The following is a 20,183-nucleotide window of genomic DNA, read 5'->3' as shown; positions in this document are numbered from 1 at the left end:
ACGGCGCCCGCCCCCGCGTCCCCGGGGGGCTCCGGCCCGGCGGCGGCTCCGGGACGGTCGCGCGGTCACCGCGGACGGCGACAGCCGCCCCGCGCGCCCGCGTGCGCGTCGTCAGGCGCGGTCGAGGAACTCCTCGCGGTCCCCCGCGAGCAGCGCGCGGATCGCGTCGTCCAGCGGCGGCCAGGACGCGAGCTCGGGGTCGCGCTCGACGAGCGCGCGCGCGTCCTGCCGCGCCTGCTCGATCACGTCGCCGTCGCGCGTCACGCGCAGGAGGCGCAGCGACGACGAGCCACCCCACTGCGACGCGCCGAGCACGTCGCCCTCGCCGCGCTGCTCGAGGTCGAAGCTCGCGAGCGCGAACCCGTCCGACGTGCGCGCGAGCGTGTCGACGCGCTCCGCCGCGGGTGTGCCGGGCTCGGCGGTCGACACGAGCAGGCACACGCCGGGTGCGGTGCCGCGCCCGATCCGCCCGCGCAGCTGGTGCAGCTGCGACACGCCGAACCGGTCCGCGTCGAGGATCACCATCACGGTCGCCTCGGGGACGTCGACGCCGACCTCGACGACGGTCGTCGACACGAGCACCGGCACGCGGCCCGACGCGAAGTCCGCGAGCGCGCGGTCCTTCTCGTCGGGCGGCATGCGCCCGTGCAGCACACCGACCCCGAGACCGGCGAGCGCCGGTTCCTCCGCGAGCTCGGCGGCGACCTCGAGCACGGCGCGCAGCGGTCGTCGCGGCGTGCTCGGCCCGGCGTCCTCTTCGGGCGCGTCCTCGCGGACGAGGTCGGCGTCGTCGGCGCCCTGGTCGTCGTCGCCGTCGATGCGCGGGCACACGACGTACGCGCGACCGCCCTTGTCGACCTCCTCGCGCACGCGGGCCCAGGTGCGCGACATCCAGACGGGGTTGTCGGCGGGCACGACGTGCGTCACCACGCCGCTGCGACCCGCGGGCACCTCGCGCAGCACCGACGTCTCGAGGTCGCCGAACACCGTCATCGCGACGGTCCGCGGGATCGGTGTCGCCGTCATCACGAGCAGGTGCGGGCTGGTGGACGCCTTGGCGCGCAGCGTGTCGCGCTGCTCGACGCCGAACTTGTGCTGCTCGTCGACGACGACGAGCCCGAGGTCGGCGAACTGCACCGTCGCCGACAGGAGCGCGTGGGTCCCCACGACGATGCCCGCGGCCCCGCTCGCCGCGTCGAGCAGCGCCGCCTTGCGCGCGGCGGTGGACTGCGAGCCGGTGAGCAGCACGACGCGCGTCGCGGTGTCGGCGCCGCCGAGCATGCCGCCCTCCGCGAGGTCGCCGAGCAGCGCGCGGAGCGACCGGGCGTGCTGCGCGGCGAGCACCTCGGTCGGGGCGAGCAGCGCGGCCTGCCCGCCGCCGTCGACGACCTGGAGCATCGCGCGCAGCGCGACGAGCGTCTTGCCGGACCCGACCTCGCCCTGCAGCAGCCGCTGCATCGGCACCGGGCGTGCGAGCTCGGCGGCGATCGTCTCCCCGACCTCGACCTGGCCCGCCGTGAGCGTGAACGGCAGCCGGGCGTCGAACGCGGCGAGCAGCCCGTCGCTCACCGGGGGCCGTGCGGTCGCGGGCTCGGCGGCGGCACGCGCGCGGCGGCGCGCGAGCTCGGCCTGCAGGACGAACGCCTCCTCGTAGCGCAGCCGGTCGCGCGCGGCCTGCCAGTCGGCGGTCGTGTGCGGCTCGTGCAGGTCGCGCAGCGTGCGGTGCAGGTCGGCGAGCCCGCGCTCCTCGCGCAGCTCCGGCGGCACCGGGTCGACGACGTCCTCGTCGCGAAGCGTGCCGAGGACCGTGCGGACGGCGGCCGCGATCTTCGTCGTGTCCAGCCCCGAGCCCGCCCGGTAGACGGGCCGGGGCCACGATGCGCGCTCGACGGCGACCCGCTCGCCCTCGCCGTCGTCGTCGAACATCTCGTACGTCGGGTGCGCGAGCTGCAGGTGCCCGCCGAACGCGGAGATCTGCCCGGTGAACAGCCCGCGCCGCCCGGGCACGAGCAGCCGCTCGTGGTGCCGCGCACCGCCGAAGAAGATGAGCTGGAGCTCGGCGCGCCCGTCGGTGATCCGCACCTCGAGCCGCGACGCGTTCGTCGACCGCGCCCTCCGGACGACGGCCTGCCGCACGTCCGCGACGACGGTCACGGTGTCGCCGACGCGCGGGCTCGCGATGTCGGTGAGGGTGCCCGGGTCCGCGTACCGGAACGGGTAGTGCCGCAGCAGGTCGCCGACGGTCCGCATCCCGAGCGCCGCGAACGGCTTGCCGGCGCGGGGTGCGACCGACGTCACCGGCTGGTCCAGGTACCCGCCGCGCGGCTCGACGCCGTCGACGTACCGGACCCCGCCCTGACCGCCCTGCGCACGCCCCGCCATCAGTCCACCCCCAGCCAGAACGCCGCCCCGGTCCCCGTCGGCCCGACGAGGACGGGTTCGAGCCCGTGCGAGCTCGCCGCCGCCTCGACGTACGCCTTGCTCGTCGCGTCGAGCGGGTCGCGGTGCACCACCGTCATGCTCTCGCCCTCGGCGCTCGACACCAGGTCGGCGAGGGCGGACGGCAGCGCCTCCGCGACGTCGACGCGCACGACGCGCAGCCGGCCGAGCGCCCGCACGGCGTCGTGCACGCCCGCCGCGGCCCCCGAGCCCGCCCAGGCGAGCACCGCCACCACGACGCGCAGCTCGTCGTCCGCGTCGAGCACCTCGACGACCGGTCCGGGCCGCTCGGCGAGCGCGTCCGCCCCGACGACACCCCCCGGCAGCAGCGCGACGTCGTCGGCGCCGGTGTCGGCCACGGCGCGCGCGACGTGCGCCGCGGTCACGGGTGCGTCGGGCGGGACGACGAGCGTCACGGCCCCCGCAGCCGCGTACCAGGCGGCGAGCGCCGGGGCCGCGGTGCACGCGACCATGCCCCACCGCCCCGCGGGCGGCATCTCCTCACCCGCGGACTGACCGTGCGGGGCGTCGACGAGCCGCACGACGACCTGCTCGCGCGCGCCGAGCGCCGCCGCCTCGATCACCGCGTCCGGGTGGTCGGTGTGCACGTGCACGTGCCACACGCCGTCGCCGCCGACGACCGCGACGGAGTCGCCGACGGCAGACAGGCGGCGTTTCAGCGCCTCGGACACGTCCTCGCCGGGCGACGCCCGGACGACGAGCATCACCTCGAACGCGCCGCCGCCCTCGTGGGCCGCGTGCGCGTGGTGCTCGACGGGCGGCAGCCAGGACGCCGGCGTCGTCGGCTCGGGCGTCCCGGTGACCGCGCGGTGCAGCGCGTCGAGCACGACCAGGAGCGCGCACGCCCCCGCGTCGGGGACGTGCTCACGGCGCAGGACGGGGTGCTCGGCGCTGATGGGCGCCAGCGCGGCGCGCGCGTCGTCGAGGACCGTGCCGAGCAGCGTGACCGCCGGCAGCTCGAGGGGCAGCGAGGCGGCCCTCGCGGCGACCGCGTCGGCGAGCGTGAGGACCGTCCCCTCGGACGGCTCGGCGACCGCGGCCCGCGCGGCCGTGGCGGCGGCCGCGAGCGCGCGGACGACGTCGGCGGCTGCCTCGTCACGGCCGGCGGCCTGCGCCAGGGCCGACCCCCCGGAGCCGACGGCTGCCGGTACGCCCACAGGGGTCGTGAGCAGCGCCGCCGACGGGTCCGTCGGGGCGGCACCCGCCAGGCCGTCGGCGAACCCGGCCAGGTACTGGCTGAGGATGACGCCGGAGTTCCCGCGCGCGGCGAGCAGCGCACCTCGCGCGAACGCGCGCGCCACGTCGAGCGCGTCGGTCCCGACGGGCAGCGCCGTCACGGCCTCGGCTCCCCCGGTGATCGTCAGGAGGGCGTTCGTCCCGGTGTCGGCGTCGGCGACCGGGAAGACGTTCACCGCGTCGACGGCGGGCCGCGCGAGCGCGAGCGCCGTCCGGGCACCGCCGGCCCAGGCGCGCAGCACGTCGGCGTCGAGCACGTCCATCCCTCCGGTCACCGCCCCGGGCGTCGGCGTCGCGGCGCACGTCGACGCCGGCGGCGGGCGGCCCGGGGTCCCGCTGCTGGACCCCCACCCTGCCGCATCCCGCCCACATTTGGGTCGCCTGCGGGCCATGGGCTAGTCTTGACCGGTTGCCCGACGACTCGGGCACAGGTGACGCGCGGGCCACACCGGCCCGTCGACCCCGATCCGGTCGCCCCAGGCCCGGTGACGGACGCGTCCCGACAACCGACTTCGTCGCGGTCCCCGCGACGTGCCCGCATCGGTCCCGACCCGTCGGGGCCGGGACCGACCGCAAGAACACAGGAGAAGATCGTGGCTGCCAACTGCGACGTCTGCGCCAAGGGCCCGAGCTTCGGGCACAGCATCTCGCACTCGCACGTGCGCACGAAGCGCCGCTGGAACCCGAACATCCAGCGCGTCCGCGCCGTCGTCGCGGGCACCCCGAAGCGCATCAACGTGTGCACCTCGTGCCTCAAGGCCGGCAAGGTCCAGCGCGCCGTCTGACGCCGCCGCACCACCGGTCGCAAGGCCCGTGAGGCAATCGCCTCGCGGGCCTTCGCCATGCCCGGACCATGTGGCAGGGTGACGTCATGATCGAGCAGCTCGACGAGGTGACCGTCCGCGCCGCCGCAGCCGCCGACGCCGCCGCGATCGCCGCCGTGCACGTCCGGTCCTGGCAGGAGGCCTACGCGGGGATCGTGCCCGCCGACTACCTCGCGAGCCTCGACGTCGACGCCCGCACGCGCGACTGGCAGGGCTACCTCGCGCACGGCGCCGAGGACCGCGTCCGGACGTGGGTCGCGGAGGCCGGCGGCCAGATCGTCGGCTTCATCTCGGTCGGGCCCAGCCGCGACGAGGACGCCAACCGCGGCGACCGCGAGATCTACTCGATCTACCTGGACCCCGGCACCTGGGGTCACGGCGTCGCGCGCGACCTCATCCGCACGGTGCTCGCGGAGATCGGTGAGCGCACGCGCGTCTCGCTGTGGGTGCTCGCCGCGAACGAGCGCGCGCGGCACTTCTACCGCCGGCACGGTTTCCAGGCCGACGGCGTCGAGCGCTACGACGACGTCGGCGGCGCCGAGCTCCTCGAGGTCCGGTACCGCCGCAACTGACGTCCGACGTCTCCCTCCGCCCGAGCTCGCCGTCGCGACCGGCGCGGTGCGAGGCGCGGCTGCTGTCGGGTGACTCCTGGCGGTGCTACCCCGACCGAGCGCGCGGCGGGCGCCGTCAGCCCGCGAAGTGGTCCCAGCCGGGCGCGACGTCCGGCACCCGCCCGCCGACCAGGACCCGCGGCGCGTCACCGGCGTCGCCGGCAGCAGCGCGCACGACGCCGATCCGCCGGAACGGCGCCGGCGGCTCCACGTCCGGCGGGAACGTCGCGAGCAGCCCGTGGTCCTCCCCGCCGCCCAGCACCCACGCCAGCGGGTCGACGCCCAGGCGCTCCGCCGTCGGCCGCACGCGCGCGACGTCGCGCGCCAGTCCGTCGGGACGCCCCGTCGCCGGGTCGTCGAGGTCGACGACCACACGGCTCGCGCGCGCGAGACGCCCCGCGTCGCGCAGCAGCCCGTCCGACACGTCGAGCATCGCCGTCGCGCCCGACGTCGCGGCGAGCGGGCCCGCGTGCAGCGGCGAGGACGGGCGTCGGAAGGCGTCGACGGCGTCCGGATCCAGCTCGGGCCGGCCCGCGGCGAGCGCCGCCCACCCGGCGGCGGAGGTCCCGCACGCGCCGGCGTGCGCCACGACGTCGCCCGCGCACGCACCGGACCGCAGGACCGGGGCACGCCCCTCCAGGTCGCCGTGCGCGGTCACGGAGACGACGACGAGCGGGCCGCCCGACAGGTCCCCGCCCACGACGTCGACGCCGTGCGGTCGGCACGCGTCGCCGAACCCACGGGCGAGGCCCTCGACCCAGTCGGCCGGGAGGTCGCCGGGCACGACGAGCGCGACGACGAGGCTCGTCGGCACGGCCCCCATCGACGCCACGTCGGCGAGGTTCTGGACGGCGGCGCGCTGCCCGACGTCGTCGCCGGAGGACCAGGCGCGGCGGAAGTGACGGTCCTCGACGAGCACGTCGGTCGTCACGACGAACCGGCCGTCCGGCGCGGTGACGACCGCGGCGTCGTCGCCCGGCCCCACGAGCGTGCGTGGGCCCTGCGGCAGGTGCGGGAAGATCCGGGCGAGCAGCCCGTCCTCGGACAGGTCGGCGACGCGCGGGCCGGGCTGGTCGGTCACGCCGCCACGCTAGACGTCGGAGCGCCGCGCCCGCGCACCGCACCGAGCGTGGCGAAGGTCACCCTCGGGCGACGCGGACGTCGCGACCGGCTCGCGCGCGTCACGGCCGGGCCGCGGGCGGAGCGCGTGCCCCACGACCGGACCGTGTGCGTGAGCGCCCCGCGCCGCGGGTTACCGTGACGTGTGCCCTCGACCCGATCCCGTCTGCGCGCCGGCGTGTCCGTCGTGGCGCTCCTCGCGCTCGGCGGCTGCGCCCAGGCCGTGCCCGTGACGGTCGCACCGCACGCCACGGACCCGGTGTGCGCGGACGTGGTGCTCTCCACGCCCGACACGCTCGGCGACGACCTCGAGCGCGTCGACACGACCAGCCAGGCGACGACCGCGTGGGGCGACCCGCACGCGGCGGTCGTGCTGCGCTGCGGGGTCGAGCCCCTGGGGCCGACGACGGACCGCTGCGTGACGGTCGAGGCGCCCGACGGCACGTCCGTCGACTGGGTCGTCGTCGCGGACGACCCGGCGGACGAGCAGGGGTCGGACTGGACCTTCACGACCTACGGCCGGGTGCCCGCAGTCGAGGTGCGGGTGCCCGCCGAGGTCGCCGCGACCACGAGCAGCACGTCCTTCGTCGACGTGCTCGGCCCGGCGGTCGCGCAGGCGGCGGTCGAGCGGTCCTGCGTCGGCCTCACGGGCTGACGCGGTCGTCCCACGCCCGGGCCGCGGCCGTCGGCCGCACGGGCCGAGACGACGGGTCGGGAGCGGCCCGTGTCAGCGCAGGCCGGTGGGGCGGGCGAGCGCGAGCTGCACGAGCTCGTCGACGAGCTCGGGATAGGTCACGCCCGACGCCTCCCACATGCGCGGGTACATCGAGTACGGCGTGAAGCCGGGCATGGTGTTGATCTCGTTGACCACCACCTCGCCGTCGGGCGTGACGAACACGTCGACGCGTGCGATGCCCTCGCAGCCGATCGCCTCGAACGTCCGCACCGCCGTGTCCCGCACCCGGGCGACGACGTCGTCGGGCAGGTCCGCTGGGCACGACAGCGTCACGCCGGCCTCGTCGAGGTACTTCGCCTCGAAGTCGTAGAACGTGTGCCGGGAGTCGGTGACGACGATCTCCCCGGGCAGCGACGCGCGCGCCCGCTGCCCGTCGCGCCCGCCGAGCACGCCGCACTCGATCTCGCGCCCGACGATGCCGGCCTCCACGACGACCTTCGGGTCGTGCTCGCGTGCGGTGGCGAGCGCCGCCGGCAGGTCGGCGAGGTCGTCGACCCGCGTGATGCCGAGGCTGGAGCCGGCGCGCGCGGGCTTGACGAACAGCGGCAGGCCGAGGGCCTCGACGCGCCGCGCGACGCCCCCGGGGTCGCGGTCCTGCTCGCCGGGGAGGATCACGGTGAACGGCCCGACGGGCAGGCCGTGACCAGCGAGGACCAGCTTCATCATGTGCTTGTCCATGCCGACGGCCGACGCGAGCACGCCCGCGCCGACGTACCGCACGTCCGCGAGCTCGAGCATCCCCTGGAGCGTGCCGTCCTCGCCGAACGGGCCGTGCAGCAGCGGGAAGACGACGTCGACCGCGCCGAGCGCGCGCGGCAGCTCACCGGCCTCGAGGACCTGCACCTCGCGGTCGTCGGTCGCCTGCGGCAGCAGCACGTGCGCGGCGGTGTCCTCGACCTGCGGGAGCCGGCCGTCGCGGATCGCCCAGCGGTCCGGGTCGTCCTCGGCGAGCACCCAGCGCCCGGTCGGCGTGATGCCCACCGCGACGACGTCGTAGCGGTCCCGGTCGAGCGCGCGGAGCACGCCACCCGCCGTCGCGCAGCTGATCGCGTGCTCCCCGGAGCGTCCGCCGAACAGCACCATGACGCGCGGGCGCGCGCTCGTGCCGTCCTGCGCAGAGCCGACGGAGGGGGTGGGCGACGGGAGCGCGGTGTCGTTCATCGCGCCCGACCCTACCGGGCGCGGAGGGTCGCCCCGGACGGTGCGGAGAGCCCGCCGGGGGGACGCGTACCGTGGCGCCATGCCCGACGCCTCGTCCCTGTCCCCCGCGACGCTCGTCGTCAGCTCCGGTCGCCCGGCCCGCACGCAGGCCGCCCCGGTGAACCCGCCGATCGTCCTGTCCTCGACGTACGTCTCGCAGGGCGAGGTGCCCGACGGCGAGCTGTTCTACGCGCGGGCGGACACCGAGACCTGGCACCCGTTCGAGCAGACGCTCGGCGCCCTGGAGCGCTCCGCGCATCCGGCCCTGCTCTTCGGCTCGGGCATGGCAGCGATCGCGGCGGCGCTGTCCCTCGTACCGCCCGGCGGGCGCGTCGTCGCACCGCGGCACGCCTACAACGTGACGCTCGTGCACGCCCAGGACCTCGCGGCGCGGTCGGGGCTCGAGGTCGTCCCGGTCGACATCGACGACACGGACGCGGTCGTCGCCGCGGTCCAGGGCGACGGGACGCCGGCCGCGATGCTGTGGATCGAGTCGCCGACCAACCCGATGCTCGAGGTCGCCGACGTGCCCGCGCTCGTCGACGCGGCCCACGCCGTCGGCGCGCTCGTGGCCGTGGACAACACGTTCGCGACGCCGCTCGGTCAGCGACCCCTCACGCTGGGCGCCGACGTCGTCGTCCACTCCGTGACGAAGTACCTCGCGGGCCACTCCGACGTCGTGCTCGGCGCCGCGCTCGCCGACGACCCCGCGGTGCACGCCGCGCTGCGCCGGCACCGCACGGTCCACGGCGCGATCGCCGGACCCACGGAGGCCTGGCTGGCCCTGCGCGGCCTGCGGACGCTGGCGCTGCGCGTGGAGCGGTCGCAGGCCAACGCGGCCGAGATCGCCCGCCGCCTCGCGGCCCACCCGGGCGTCGCGCAGGTGCGCCACCCGAGCCTGCCCGACGACCCCGGGCACGCGCGCGCCGCGGCGCAGATGGACGGCTTCGGCTCGATCATCGGCCTGCGCCCGCGCGGCGGGGTCGCGGCCGCCGAGGCGCTCGTCGCGGCGGTGCGGCTCTGGGTGCCCGCGACGAGCCTCGGTGGCGTCGAGTCGAGCCTCGAGCGCCGCCGCCGGTTCCCGCTCGAGACGGTCACCGTGCCCGAGGACCTGCTGCGGCTGTCCGTCGGCATCGAGCACGTCGAGGACCTGTGGCGGGACCTGGCCCAGGCGCTGGACGTCGCCACGGCCGGCTGACGTCCGGAGGCGGGCGGGTGCCGGCAGCGGTGGACGGCCGCCGGGCACCCGCCGTCAGGCGCCCTCGGCCTTGTGCGGGCGCGCGAGCAGCAGCGGGGCGAGCTGGTCGACCGGCAGCCCTTCGTGCAGGACGCGTACCACGGCGTGCGTGATGGGCATCTCGACGCCGAGCGACGTCGCGAGCTCCAGGACCGACCGGCACGACTTCACGCCCTCGGCGGTGCCGCCGGTCGCGGCGATCGCCTCCTCGAGCGTCATGCCGCGACCGATGTGGCCGCCGAGCGTGTGGTTGCGCGAGTCGGGCGAGGCGCACGTCGCCATGAGGTCGCCCATGCCCGCGAGGCCCGGGAACGTCTCCGCGTCCGCGCCGAGTGCGAGCCCGAGGCGCGTGATCTCCACGAGGCCGCGCGTGATGACGGTCGCCATGGTGTTGTAGCCGAGCCCGCGCCCCTGCGAGATGCCGACCGCGAGCGCGATGACGTTCTTCACCGCACCGCACAGCTCGACGCCGACGACGTCGGGGTTCGTGTACGGGCGGAAGTACGCCGACGCGCACGCACGGGCCACGAGGCGGGCCGTCTCGTCGCTCGTCGACGCGATGACGGTGGCCGTCGGCTGGCGGCGCGCGATCTCCCGCGCGAGGTTCGGGCCCGACACGACGGCGACGCGTGACGCGTCGATCGCGAGCGCCTCGGCGACGACCTCGCTCATGCGCTGGTCGGTCGACAGCTCGACGCCCTTCATGAGCGACACGACGACCGTGCGCGGCCCGACGGCGTCCCGCAGCGGCTCCAGGACCGCCCGGGCCTGCTGCGACGGCACCGCGACCGCGACGACGTCCGCGCCCCGCACCGCGGCCCGCGCGTCCGTGGTCGCCGTGATGCGCCACGGCAGCTCGATGCCCGGCAGGTACGCCTCGTTGCGGTGCTCGTCGGCGATCTGGCGGCACGTCTTCTCGTCGCGACCCCAGACGGTCACGTCGCACCCCGCGTCGGCCATGACGGCCGCGAACGTCGTGCCCCAGCTGCCCGCGCCGAGTACGGTCGCGCGCAGCCGCGGGGCGGCGGGGTCGTCGGGCGGCAGCAGGTCGGCCGTCACGATGCCTCCGGGCCCGTCGCGGGGTCCCCGCCGGCGGTCGCGTCGCGCTGTGCGTCCGGCCGGCGCATGTCGTAGCGGACCGTCGGCGCCTGCTCGGCGCGCAGGTCCTCGAGCAGCGCCGTGATCGCCGCCATGACGCGCTCGGTCGCCTCGCGCAGCGTCGCGTTGTCCTGCGGGCGGTCGTAGAGGTCGGCGAGGTCGACCGGCGGCCCGGCGACGACCGAGACCTTCTTCGGCGGGATCGGCTTGAGCAGCTTCTTGTACCGGCCGAGCAGGTTCTGCGGCCCCCACTGCGCGACCGGGATGACGGGCGCCCGGGTCGTCAGCGCGAGCCGCGCGACGCCCGTCTTGCCGACCATCGGCCACAGCTCCGGGTCACGCGTGAGCGTGCCCTCGGGGAACACGGCCACGCAGGCGCCGTCGTCGATCGCCGCGATGGCGGACTGCAGCGACTCCCCCGCCGCCGCGGTGTTGCGGTGCACGGGGATCTGGCCGGTCGCGAGCAGCACCTTGCCGACGACCGGGACCTTGAACAGCGACGCCTTCGCGAGGATCTTCGGCGTGAAGCCGTTGTCCCACAGGAAGTGCGCGAACGTCAGCGGGTCGATGTTCGTCATGTGGTTCGACGCGACGATGAAGCCACGGTCGCGCGGCATGTGCTCCACCCCGCGCCAGTCGCGCTTGGTCATCGCGAGCAGCGGCGGGCGCAGGATGAAGGCGACGACGCGGAAGGCGCGGGGCGAGTTCGGCGGCGGCGGCACGGGAGGGGATGCTACCGGGACTCAGTCGCGGCTGAACTCGGCGCCCAGCGCCTCGAGCTTCTCCGTGAACCGCTCGTAGCCGCGGTCGATGAGGCTGATGCCCCGCACGGCCGACGTGCCCTTCGCGGTCAGCGCGGCGATCAGGTGGCTGAACCCGCCGCGCAGGTCCGGCACCTCGATGTCGGCCGCGGCGAGCGGCGTCGGGCCGCTGATGACCGCCGAGTGGAAGAAGTTGCGCTGACCGAACCGGCACGGCCGGCCGCCCAGGCACTCCTTGTAGACCTGGATCGTCGCGCCCATGCCGACGAGCGCGTCGACGAAGCCGAACCGGTTCTCGTACACCGTCTCGTGGACGATCGACAGGCCCTTGGCCTGCGTCAGCGCGACGACGAGCGGCTGCTGCCAGTCCGTCATGAAGCCGGGGTGGACGTCCGTCTCGAGCGTGATCGACCGCAGGTCGCCGCCGGGGTGGAAGAACCGGATGCCGTCGTCGTCGACGTGGAACTCCCCGCCGACCTTGCGGAACGTGTTGAGGAACGTCGTCATCTCGGGCTGCGTCGCGCCGCGGACGTACACGTCGCCGCCGGTGGCGAGCGCGGCCGACGCCCACGACGCCGCCTCGATGCGGTCCGCGAGCGCGGTGTGCTGGAAGCCGACGAGCCGGTCGACGCCCTCGATGCGGATCACGCGGTCGGTGTCGACCGAGATGATCGCGCCCATCTTCTGCAGGACGTTGATGAGGTCCATGATCTCGGGCTCGATCGCCGCGCCCGAGAGCTCGGTGATGCCCTCGGCGCGGACCGCCGTCAGGAGCAGCTGCTCGGTCGCGCCGACGCTCGGGTACGGCAGCGCGATCTTGGTGCCCTGCAGCCGGCGCGGCGCACGGATGTGGATGCCGTTGTCCTGCTTGTCCACGACGGCACCGAACTGGCGAAGGATGTCGAGGTGGAAGTTGATGGGCCGGTCGCCGATGCGGCAGCCGCCCAGGTCGGGGATGAACGCCTCCCCCAGCCGGTGCAGCAGCGGGCCGCAGAACAGGATCGGGATCCGGCTCGACCCGGCGTGCGCGTCGATGTCGGCGACGTGCGCGCTCTCGACGTCCGTCGGGTCGAGGTGCAGGACGCCCGCGTCCGCGTCGGCGTCGACCCGCACGCCGTGCAGCTCGAGCAGTCCCGTCACGACGGCCACGTCGCGGATCTGCGGGACGTTGCGCAGCACGCTGGGGGTCTCGCCCAGCAGCGCCGCCACCATCGCCTTGGAGACGAAGTTCTTCGCACCGCGGACGGTGATCTCGCCCGACAGGGGGTTGCCCCCGTTGACGTACAGCAGATCGCTCATGGTCCTCATCGTCTCCCACGCCGAGGCGTGCTCCTGACCGGACGCGGCGCGTCGCGCCGCCCGTCCCCAAACCTTCACAAGCGGCCCACCGCGCACGGACGACGTCCGTCGGGCGACTCGTGGACCCGGCCCGAGGGGAGAACCGCGGCGGTGCGCCTCTTCTTCCCGAGGGCCTGGGGCTCACGGTAGCCATCCCTGGGCCCGGATGCGTGACGTTCGTCCCGTTCGCCCCCGGATGCACGGAGGCCGGCGGGCGTCGTCGACGTCCCACCGGCCTCCGCGCGCGCGTTGCGTCAGTCGGGGCGGCCGATCGTGACCGGCACCGGGCGTGCGGCCTTGATCTCGGCGGGCGGCAGGTGCTTCGCGGGGAGCGTGCGCGGGCGCCACGGCTCGCGGGTCTCCTCGAAGGCGCTGATCTCGTCGGCGTGCTGCAGCGTCAGCCCGATGTCGTCGAGGCCCTCGAGCAGGCGCCAGCGCGTGTAGTCGTCGACCTGGAACGGCACCACGACGTCGTCGCACGTGACGGTCCGCGACTCGAGGTCCACGGTCACCTCGGTGCCCGGGCGGGTCTCGAGGATCTTCCAGATGAGCTCGATGTCCTCCTGCGCGACCTGCGCGGCGAGCAGCCCCTGCTTGCCGGAGTTGCCGCGGAAGATGTCCGCGAACCGCGCCGAGATGACGACCCGGAACCCGTAGTCCTTGAGCGCCCACACGGCGTGCTCGCGGGACGAGCCCGTGCCGAAGTCCGGGCCGGCCACGAGGACCGAGCCGTTCTTGTACGCGTCCTGGTTGAGCAGGAACTCCGGGTCGCCGCGCCACGCCGCGAACAGCGCGTCCTCGAAGCCCGTGCGCGTCACGCGCTTGAGGTAGACGGCCGGGATGATCTGGTCGGTGTCGACGTTGCTGCGGCGCAGCGGGACCCCGACGCCGGTGTGCTGGGTGAACTTCTCCATGACGGTGCTTCCTTCTGCGATCGCGGGTCGGGTCAGACCGACTGGAGGTCCGTGAGCGGGCTGCCGTCGAACGCCCTCGGGTCCTCGCCGAGGTCCGAGATCGACGACAGCGTGCCGCGGATGGCGGTCGCGGCGGCGACGAGCGGCGACACGAGGTGCGTGCGCCCGCCCTTGCCCTGGCGACCCTCGAAGTTGCGGTTCGACGTGGACGCCGAGCGCTCCCCCGGCGCGAGCTGGTCGGGGTTCATGCCCAGGCACATCGAGCAGCCGGCGTTGCGCCACTCGGCGCCGAAGTCGAGGAAGATCTTGTCGAGCCCCTCGGCCTCGGCCTGGAGCCGGACGCGCGCCGACGCCGGGACGACCAGGACGCGCACGTCGTCGGCCTTGTGCTTGCCCTGGACGACCTTGGCGACCGAGCGCAGGTCCTCGATGCGGCCGTTGGTGCACGAGCCGATGAAGACCGTGTCGACCTTGATGTCGCGCAGGGGCTGCCCGGGCGTGAGGCCCATGTACTCGATCGCGCGCTCGGCGGCGACGCGCTCGTTGGCGTCGGCGATCTCCTCGGGCACCGGGACGGCCGCCGACAGCGGCAGGCCCTGGCCGGGGTTGGTGCCCCACGTGACGAACGGCTCGAGGTCCGCCGCCTCGAGGACGACCTCCTCGTCGAACGTCGCGTCGTCGTCGGTGCGCAGCGTGCGCCAGTACTCGACGGCGGCGTCCCAGTCGGCCCCCTCGGGCGCGTGCGGACGGCCCTTGAGGTACTCGAACGTCGTCTCGTCGGGCGCGATCATGCCCGCGCGGGCGCCGGCCTCGATCGACATGTTGCAGATCGTCATGCGGGCTTCCATCGACAGCGACCGGATCGCCTCGCCGCGGTACTCCAGGACGTAGCCCTGGCCGCCGCCGGTCCCGATCTTGGCGATGATCGCCAGGATGATGTCCTTGCTGGTCGCGCCCGGGGGCAGCTGGCCGTTGACCGTGATCGCCATGGTCTTGAACGGTGCGAGCGGGAGCGTCTGGGTCGCGAGCACGTGCTCGACCTCGCTCGTGCCGATGCCGAACGCGAGCGCGCCGAACGCGCCGTGCGTCGACGTGTGCGAGTCGCCGCAGACGACGGTCAGACCGGGCTGGGTGAGCCCGAGCTGCGGACCGACCTGGTGGACGATGCCCTGGTCGGCGTCGCCGAGGGAGTGGATGCGGACGCCGAACTCCGCGGCGTTGCGGCGCAGCGTCTCGATCTGGGTGCGGCTCGTCGTGTCGGCGATCGGCCGGTCGATGTCGAGCGTCGGGGTGTTGTGGTCCTCCGTCGCGAGCGTGAGGTCGGGGCGGCGGACCTGGCGCCCGGCCAGCCGCAGCCCCTCGAACGCCTGCGGGCTGGTGACCTCGTGCACCAGGTGCAGGTCGATGTAGAGCAGGTCGGGCGCGCCTTCCGTGCCACGTCGCACGACGTGCGCGTCCCAGACCTTCTCCGCCAACGTGCCGGCCATGTTCTCGGTCCTCTTCTTGTTCGTCCGGGTGGGGGGTGTTCCCGGTTCCTGTTGCCTGCCTGCTTGCGTCTCAGCCTCCGAGACGCCAATATCGACCTATGGACAACTCTAGCGGAGTCGGCGTCCTGGACAAGGCCGCGTCGGTTCTCAGCGCTCTCGAGGCGGGCCCGGCGACGCTCGCACAGCTCGTGACCGCCACCCATCTTGCCCGCCCCACCGCCCACCGGTTGGCGGTCGCCCTCGAGCACCACCGGCTCGTCGCGCGCGACATGCAGGGCCGGTTCGTGCTCGGACCGCGCCTGTCGGAGCTCGCGACCGCCGCCGGCGAGGACCGCCTGCTCGCCGCCGCCAGCCCCGTGCTGGCCGCGCTGCGCGACCACACCGGCGAGTCCGCGCAGCTCTACCGCCGCCAGGGCGACATGCGCATCTGCGTCGCCGCGGCCGAGCGCCCGATCGGGCTGCGCGACTCCATCCCCGTGGGGGCGACGCTCACGATGCAGGCCGGCTCCGCCGCGCAGATCCTGCTCGCGTGGGAGGAGCCCGACCGCCTCCACCGCGGGCTCCAGGGTGCCAAGTTCACCGCGACGATCCTGTCCGGCGTCCGTCGCCGCGGGTGGGCGCAGTCGGTGTCCGAGCGCGAGGTCGGCGTGGCCTCGGTGTCCGCACCCGTGCGCGGGCCGTCGGGCCGCGTCGTGGCCGCGGTGTCCGTCTCCGGGCCGCTCGAGCGTCTCTCGCGCCAGCCCGGGCGGCTGCACGCCGCCGCCGTCGTCTCCGCCGCGAACCGTCTCACCGAGGTCCTGCGCCGCACCGCGGAGTGACCCCCGCTCCCCCGTCCACGGACCCCCTCGCGAGCCGGCCGCGAGGGGGTCCTCGCGCGCAGGGCGACCGCGCCGGGTCCGGCGGACTCTCCGGGACGGTCACGCATCGCAGGGCGCTCTCTCGGGCACCGGGTGGTCGTCATCGAGGAGCGTCGTCCGGATGTCGGGAACGACGAAGGCCCGGTCACCGTGGTGACCGGGCCTTGACGTACCCCCGACCGGATTCGAACCGGCGCTACCGCCGTGAGAGGGCGGCGTGCTAGGCCGCTACACAACGGGGGCCTATCAGCGCACGAGGCCCGGAGGCCTCGCTTACCGAGTGAACACTTTACCCGATGTTCCGAGGGACTCGGACCACCCGATCAGCGGTGCTCGCGCTGGGGTACCAGGACTCGAACCTAGACTAACTGAACCAGAATCAGTCGTGCTGCCAATTACACCATACCCCATGGGGTATAACCCCCGGACCTCCGACGGGCCACCTCACGGCAGCCACGGCGTCGTCCGGACGTCGTACCGGCGGTGAACATTACCCGAGCCGTGGCGTGCCGGTCCAACCGGCTCCCGCTCGGGGCGCGGTTCGTGACGAACGCCACGCGGCCGCCCGAGCAGCGCCTCACGGGAGGCTCGTGCACGGCACCTCGACCCCGACCGCCGGGTGCGGCAGCCGGGGCCGATCGGAACCGTCGCCCGGTCAGCGCGGGATGGCGTCGAGCTCCGACACGTCGTACCAGAGCAGGTCCCGCTCCTCGAGCCTCTCCCGCGCCTCTGCATCGCCCGCCAGCGCCGCGCGCACGTCGTCCGCCGCCTCCGGCTCGTCGACGTGCACGCACGCCACGTCGGACGCCTGCACGTCGCCGGCCAGCCGGACCGCGCTCGGCGCCGCACCGTCGTCGCCCACCTCCACGACGCTCGCCTCCGAGACGTCGACCGACACGACCAGCCGCAGGCGCGGAGCGTCAGGACGCGCGCCCAGCAGGTCCAGCGCGTCGTCGGCCGCGGCGAGCTGCGCGACGAACTCGACGGTCTCGTCGTCCTCGTCGGGCAGCGCGGCGCGCAGCGCGGGCGTGACCGCGTGCGCGGTCCGCGCGGTCAGCGGGCCGGGGATCTCGTCGAGGGTCGCGGGGACGTAGACACGCACGGAGCCAGTCTGCCGGAGCCGCGCGACGGTGTCCGGCGACGCCCCGACCGACGCGCCGCGGTCCTCGGGGCCCGGTCCCGGCCGGTTCGGCCGGTCAGCCGGCGGACACCTCCGCGAGCCCGACGGGGGCACGCGCCATGGCGTCCACGCGCGCGGCGACCCCGGCCAGAGCCCGGCGCGCGGGCGAGCCGGGGACGGCCTCGCGCAGCGTCCGGGCCTCGAGCAGAGCGGCGTCGAGCGCCGCGCGGTCGTCGGGAACCAGGTGCGCATCCGTCACGCCTGCGTAGCGCGCGAGCGCCCCGGCGACGGCGTCGCCCGGTCGCGGTCCCGCGACGGAGGCCCGCACGCGGTTGACCACGACGACGCGCGTCGAGCCGAGGCCCAGGTCCGTGAGCTCGCCGAGACCCCGGACCAGCCGCTGGATGCCGACCGGGTCGGCCGCGCCCACGACCACCACCACGTCCGCCGCCTCCAGTGCGCTGATCGTGGCGCCGTTGCGCTGGGGAGCCCGGGTGTCGAACGTCAGCACCTCGTCGGACTCGAGGCAGAAGCCGCAGTCGACCACCGTCCACCGCGCGAGGCCGCGTGCGACGGACCAGACCACGTCCAGCGACGACGCGGGCAGCTCGGGCCAGCGGTCCGCGCGCGAGACCCCGGAGAGCACCCGCAGGTCGGACGCCAGCACCGGCGCGAGTCGCGCGAGCTGGTGCAGGTCGAGCGTCCCCTGCGCGGCCGCGCGCGCGGCGGCCGCGAGTCCCGGCGCCTCGTCCAGCAGGCCGACCACCTGCGCGACGCTGCCGCCGTAGGTGTCCGCGTCGACGAGCAGCGTCGTCCCGCTCGCCGCCGCGAGCTCGGCCGCGAGGTTGACCGCGACGGTCGTGCGGCCCGGCGCCCCCGTCGGCCCCCAGACGGCCACCACGGACCCGTCGACGGCGCGCGGTGCGACGGCTGGACGCTCGGGCACCGCCTCGTGCGGCCCTCCGCGCGCGCCGGTCGGCGACGGGTCGTCGAGCGCGGCGAGGGCCCCCAGGACGAGGTCACCCGCACCCGCCTCGTCGTGCGGGGCATCGGCGAGCACGTCGACCCCGTAGGCGCGCAGCCGGTCCGCGAGCCACGGCCGGGCCGGGTCGCCGACACCGACCACCGTGACGCCCGAGCGGTGCAGGAGGTCGACGGACTCGCGGTCGAGGAGGTCGAGGTCCACCGACACGACCGCGATCCGACCCAGACCGGCCTCGGCGGCGGCCAGGAGCTCCGTGAGGTCGGCGCACCGCCGCGTGACGCTCAGACGTCCGTTCGTCCCCTCGACGGCCTGCACGATGATCGACTCCGCGATCCCCCGGACCGCGCACAGCACCCCGACCGACACGTCAGCCCGCCGAGCCCGGCACGGGCACGACGTCGACCGAGCCCGGCCCGGCCAGCGCACCGAGCACGTCCGCCAGCGCCTCCGACGGCACGAGGACCTGGACGGTGCTGGCACCGCCGACGCTGAACGCCCCGTCGGGCGTGTCGACCTCGGCGACGGTGAGCCCGACCGCGAGAGGGCGGGGCACGCTGGACGGTGCGCCGCCCGCCGCGCCCGCGGTCGTCTCGCCCGGCTCGGGGACGTACCAGAGGTCGACCTGCGCGCCGACGACGAGCGCGCGCGACGGCGCGTGCTCGAGCGGCACGGCGACGGGTCGGACGTCGTCCTGCGAGGCGTCGCCCAGCGCGGCTCGCGGCACGAGCTCGCCGGCCCCGACGACGCGCAGCACGGTCGCGTCGTCCGGCAGCGGGCGGTCCGCGCGCAGGTAGCCGCCGAGGTCGACCGTCCCGAGCTGGACGTCGCGCACGACGAGCTCGCCGACGCCCACCCGGTCACCCGGGACGAGCGCGGTGCGCGCCACGTACACCGGGACGGTCGCCTGCGCGGACCGCACGGCCCACGAGCCGAGCGCCACGGACCCCGCGACCATCGCGACCCCGGCGAGCAGCCGGGGGTCCCGCCAGCCGGGTCGGCGCAGGCGTGGCGCCACCGGCGCCGGCAGCTCCAGCACGCTCGTCTCCATCGGGACTCCCTCGTCGTCGTCGGTGCAGCAGGCGCCCATCCTGCCGAGCCGGCCGGGGTCGCGGGGGAATGGTTGTGGACAAACCGGTCGGCGCGCCAGCGCGTGCCAGACTGCGAGCATGGCCCCGAGGTTCCTCACGCTCGCCGACGTCACGGAGATCCTCAACATCTCCGCCCCGCAGGCCTACGCGCTCGTGCGGTCCGGTGAGCTGCCCGCGATCCAGATCGGCGGCCGTGGCGTGTGGCGCGTCGAGGCGACCGAGCTGGAGGGCTACATCCAGCGGATGTACGAGCAGACGCGCGCCCGCAACGCGGCGGAGGCGGCGGCCGACAGCGCGAGCTGACCGGCGCACGCCGCACGTCCGCGCTCACGGACGCAGCACGCGGCCCCACCCCATCCCCGACGTCAGCCTGAGCGCACCCCCGTCCCGACCTGAACCCGAGCGGACCGCTTCCCCGGCGTCAGCCTGAGCGGACCACCTCGAGCGTCGCGAACGGGACTGCCCACGTCGCGGCCACGCCGGCCGGACGGTCGGCTTCCGTGACGTCGAGGTGGTCGGCACCGACGCGGTCGACGCGCCCGACGATCTCGACCCCGGCGGCACGCACCCGCACGACGGCACGGTCACGGGCGAGCGCCCGCAGCGCGTGGCCCAGCCCGAGCCTGCGCTCGACGGCGGCGGCGGCGGGCGCCGCGTGCGCGGTGAGCCCACCGACCGCGACGACGGCCGCGGTGGGCACGAGCGCCTGCTGCACAGGCCCGACGGCGAGCAGCAGCCACTCGGGTGCGACGTCGACGAGCGAGCCGCGCAACGGCTCGCCGTGCGCGGTCCGCACCGTGAGCGACGAGGCGCCGGCGGCGCGGAGCCTGTCCGTGAGCGCGACCGTCGCACGTTCGGCGCGCGTCAGCTCCGCGACGTCGAGCCGCACCGCGGCGGTCCGGGCGGCGACGAGCTGCGCCTCCATGTCGTCGAACAGGGCCTCCCATCGCACGGCGCCCACGGTAGGCCCGGGCCGGACGCCACCTCCGCACACCGCCCGGATCGCGGACAGGGCTGGACGAACGGTGTGGATTCGGATAGATCTACCCACCTCATCCGTCATCAAATCGCATCAAACGACATCACGGGGGATTCAACGTGGCCGAACACGC

19 protein-coding genes and 2 tRNA genes are annotated in these 20,183 nt (G+C 75.3%); 6 read left to right on the top strand and 15 right to left on the bottom strand.

Annotated features, from left to right (window positions below; all coding sequences use genetic code 11):
- Nucleotides 1–111 precede the first annotated feature (111 nt).
- Nucleotides 112–2,382: an ATP-dependent DNA helicase RecG gene (locus OMK64_RS06330; protein WP_272727235.1), complete on the bottom strand. Its 2,271-nt coding sequence runs from the start codon at nucleotides 2,380–2,382 to the stop codon at nucleotides 112–114.
- Nucleotides 2,382–3,971, bottom strand: coding sequence for a DAK2 domain-containing protein (locus OMK64_RS06325; protein ID WP_272727234.1), 1,590 nt, complete (start codon nucleotides 3,969–3,971; stop codon nucleotides 2,382–2,384). The genes OMK64_RS06330 and OMK64_RS06325 overlap by 1 nt, the downstream gene beginning before the upstream one ends.
- A 318-nt stretch (nucleotides 3,972–4,289) precedes the next feature.
- Between OMK64_RS06325 and rpmB the strand changes: the two genes are divergently transcribed.
- Together rpmB and OMK64_RS06315 are read left to right on the top strand one after the other, a co-directional pair.
- Nucleotides 4,290–4,481 carry a 50S ribosomal protein L28 gene (rpmB, locus tag OMK64_RS06320; protein WP_013771599.1) on the top strand — a complete coding sequence of 64 codons (192 nt, stop codon included), beginning with the start codon at nucleotides 4,290–4,292 and terminating at the stop codon, nucleotides 4,479–4,481.
- 86 nt (nucleotides 4,482–4,567) lie between these two features.
- Entirely contained in the window at nucleotides 4,568–5,092 is a 525-nt protein-coding gene (locus OMK64_RS06315) for a GNAT family N-acetyltransferase (protein WP_272727233.1), read from the top strand.
- Between the two features lie 115 nt (nucleotides 5,093–5,207).
- Here the strand turns inward: OMK64_RS06315 and OMK64_RS06310 are convergent, their stop codons facing one another.
- Nucleotides 5,208–6,212: a thiamine-phosphate kinase gene (locus OMK64_RS06310; protein WP_272727232.1), complete on the bottom strand. Its 1,005-nt coding sequence runs from the start codon at nucleotides 6,210–6,212 to the stop codon at nucleotides 5,208–5,210.
- 183 nt (nucleotides 6,213–6,395) lie between these two features.
- Here OMK64_RS06310 and OMK64_RS06305 point away from each other — a divergent pair, with 183 nt between their 5' ends.
- Complete coding sequence (locus OMK64_RS06305) at nucleotides 6,396–6,905, top strand: DUF3515 family protein (protein WP_272727231.1); 510 nt, start codon at nucleotides 6,396–6,398, stop codon at nucleotides 6,903–6,905.
- 72 nt (nucleotides 6,906–6,977) lie between these two features.
- Here the strand turns inward: OMK64_RS06305 and OMK64_RS06300 are convergent, their stop codons facing one another.
- A complete protein-coding gene (locus OMK64_RS06300; protein WP_272727230.1) occupies nucleotides 6,978–8,147 on the bottom strand; it encodes a D-alanine--D-alanine ligase family protein in 1,170 nt (389 codons plus the stop codon).
- A gap of 79 nt (nucleotides 8,148–8,226) precedes the next feature.
- Between OMK64_RS06300 and OMK64_RS06295 the strand changes: the two genes are divergently transcribed.
- A complete protein-coding gene (locus OMK64_RS06295) occupies nucleotides 8,227–9,384 on the top strand; it encodes a trans-sulfuration enzyme family protein (protein ID WP_272727229.1) in 1,158 nt (385 codons plus the stop codon).
- Between the two features lie 54 nt (nucleotides 9,385–9,438).
- Here OMK64_RS06295 and OMK64_RS06290 read toward each other — a convergent pair whose 3' ends face one another.
- The 5 genes from OMK64_RS06290 to leuC form a co-directional block, all read right to left on the bottom strand.
- Nucleotides 9,439–10,482 carry an NAD(P)H-dependent glycerol-3-phosphate dehydrogenase gene (locus tag OMK64_RS06290; RefSeq protein ID WP_272727228.1) on the bottom strand — a complete coding sequence of 348 codons (1,044 nt, stop codon included), beginning with the start codon at nucleotides 10,480–10,482 and terminating at the stop codon, nucleotides 9,439–9,441.
- A complete protein-coding gene (locus OMK64_RS06285; RefSeq protein ID WP_272727227.1) occupies nucleotides 10,479–11,243 on the bottom strand; it encodes a lysophospholipid acyltransferase family protein in 765 nt (254 codons plus the stop codon). Before OMK64_RS06285 ends, OMK64_RS06290 begins: the two co-directional genes overlap by 4 nt.
- Nucleotides 11,244–11,264: 21 nt before the next feature.
- Nucleotides 11,265–12,581 carry a UDP-N-acetylglucosamine 1-carboxyvinyltransferase gene (gene murA / locus OMK64_RS06280; protein ID WP_272727226.1) on the bottom strand — a complete coding sequence of 439 codons (1,317 nt, stop codon included), beginning with the start codon at nucleotides 12,579–12,581 and terminating at the stop codon, nucleotides 11,265–11,267.
- Between the two features lie 293 nt (nucleotides 12,582–12,874).
- Nucleotides 12,875–13,534 (bottom strand): 3-isopropylmalate dehydratase small subunit, encoded by a 660-nt coding sequence (gene leuD, locus OMK64_RS06275; protein ID WP_272727225.1) that lies wholly within the window; start codon nucleotides 13,532–13,534, stop codon nucleotides 12,875–12,877.
- Between the two features lie 32 nt (nucleotides 13,535–13,566).
- Nucleotides 13,567–15,021: a 3-isopropylmalate dehydratase large subunit gene (gene leuC / locus OMK64_RS06270; protein ID WP_272727224.1), complete on the bottom strand. Its 1,455-nt coding sequence runs from the start codon at nucleotides 15,019–15,021 to the stop codon at nucleotides 13,567–13,569.
- A 98-nt stretch (nucleotides 15,022–15,119) separates the two neighbouring features.
- On the opposite strand from leuC, the gene OMK64_RS06265 reads away from it, so the two are divergent.
- Complete coding sequence (locus tag OMK64_RS06265; RefSeq protein ID WP_124342436.1) at nucleotides 15,120–15,839, top strand: IclR family transcriptional regulator; 720 nt, start codon at nucleotides 15,120–15,122, stop codon at nucleotides 15,837–15,839.
- Between the two features lie 209 nt (nucleotides 15,840–16,048).
- On the opposite strand, the gene OMK64_RS06260 is transcribed toward OMK64_RS06265, so the two are convergent.
- The 5 genes from OMK64_RS06260 to OMK64_RS06240 form a co-directional block, all read right to left on the bottom strand.
- Nucleotides 16,049–16,121: transfer RNA gene (locus tag OMK64_RS06260), tRNA-Glu, on the bottom strand.
- A gap of 95 nt (nucleotides 16,122–16,216) precedes the next feature.
- Nucleotides 16,217–16,288, bottom strand: a tRNA-Gln gene (locus OMK64_RS06255).
- A gap of 245 nt (nucleotides 16,289–16,533) precedes the next feature.
- Nucleotides 16,534–16,980: a DUF6912 family protein gene (locus OMK64_RS06250; protein WP_272727223.1), complete on the bottom strand. Its 447-nt coding sequence runs from the start codon at nucleotides 16,978–16,980 to the stop codon at nucleotides 16,534–16,536.
- Between the two features lie 94 nt (nucleotides 16,981–17,074).
- On the bottom strand, nucleotides 17,075–18,349 hold the full coding sequence (locus OMK64_RS06245) for a CpaE/TadZ family protein (protein ID WP_272727222.1): 1,275 nt from the start codon (nucleotides 18,347–18,349) through the stop codon (nucleotides 17,075–17,077).
- A 1-nt stretch (nucleotide 18,350) separates the two neighbouring features.
- Nucleotides 18,351–19,031, bottom strand: a complete 681-nt coding sequence (locus OMK64_RS06240; RefSeq protein ID WP_272727221.1) for a hypothetical protein — start codon at nucleotides 19,029–19,031, stop codon at nucleotides 18,351–18,353.
- A gap of 118 nt (nucleotides 19,032–19,149) precedes the next feature.
- Here OMK64_RS06240 and OMK64_RS06235 point away from each other — a divergent pair, with 118 nt between their 5' ends.
- Nucleotides 19,150–19,374: a helix-turn-helix domain-containing protein gene (locus OMK64_RS06235; RefSeq protein ID WP_272727220.1), complete on the top strand. Its 225-nt coding sequence runs from the start codon at nucleotides 19,150–19,152 to the stop codon at nucleotides 19,372–19,374.
- A gap of 118 nt (nucleotides 19,375–19,492) precedes the next feature.
- On the opposite strand, the gene OMK64_RS06230 is transcribed toward OMK64_RS06235, so the two are convergent.
- Complete coding sequence (locus OMK64_RS06230; protein WP_272727219.1) at nucleotides 19,493–20,023, bottom strand: hypothetical protein; 531 nt, start codon at nucleotides 20,021–20,023, stop codon at nucleotides 19,493–19,495.
- Nucleotides 20,024–20,183 lie beyond the last annotated feature (160 nt).

The sequence above is a fragment of the Cellulomonas fimi genome, assembly GCF_028527925.1.
Classification (GTDB): domain Bacteria; phylum Actinomycetota; class Actinomycetes; order Actinomycetales; family Cellulomonadaceae; genus Cellulomonas; species Cellulomonas fimi_C.
This window is presented reverse-complemented; position numbering and strand designations above follow the sequence as displayed.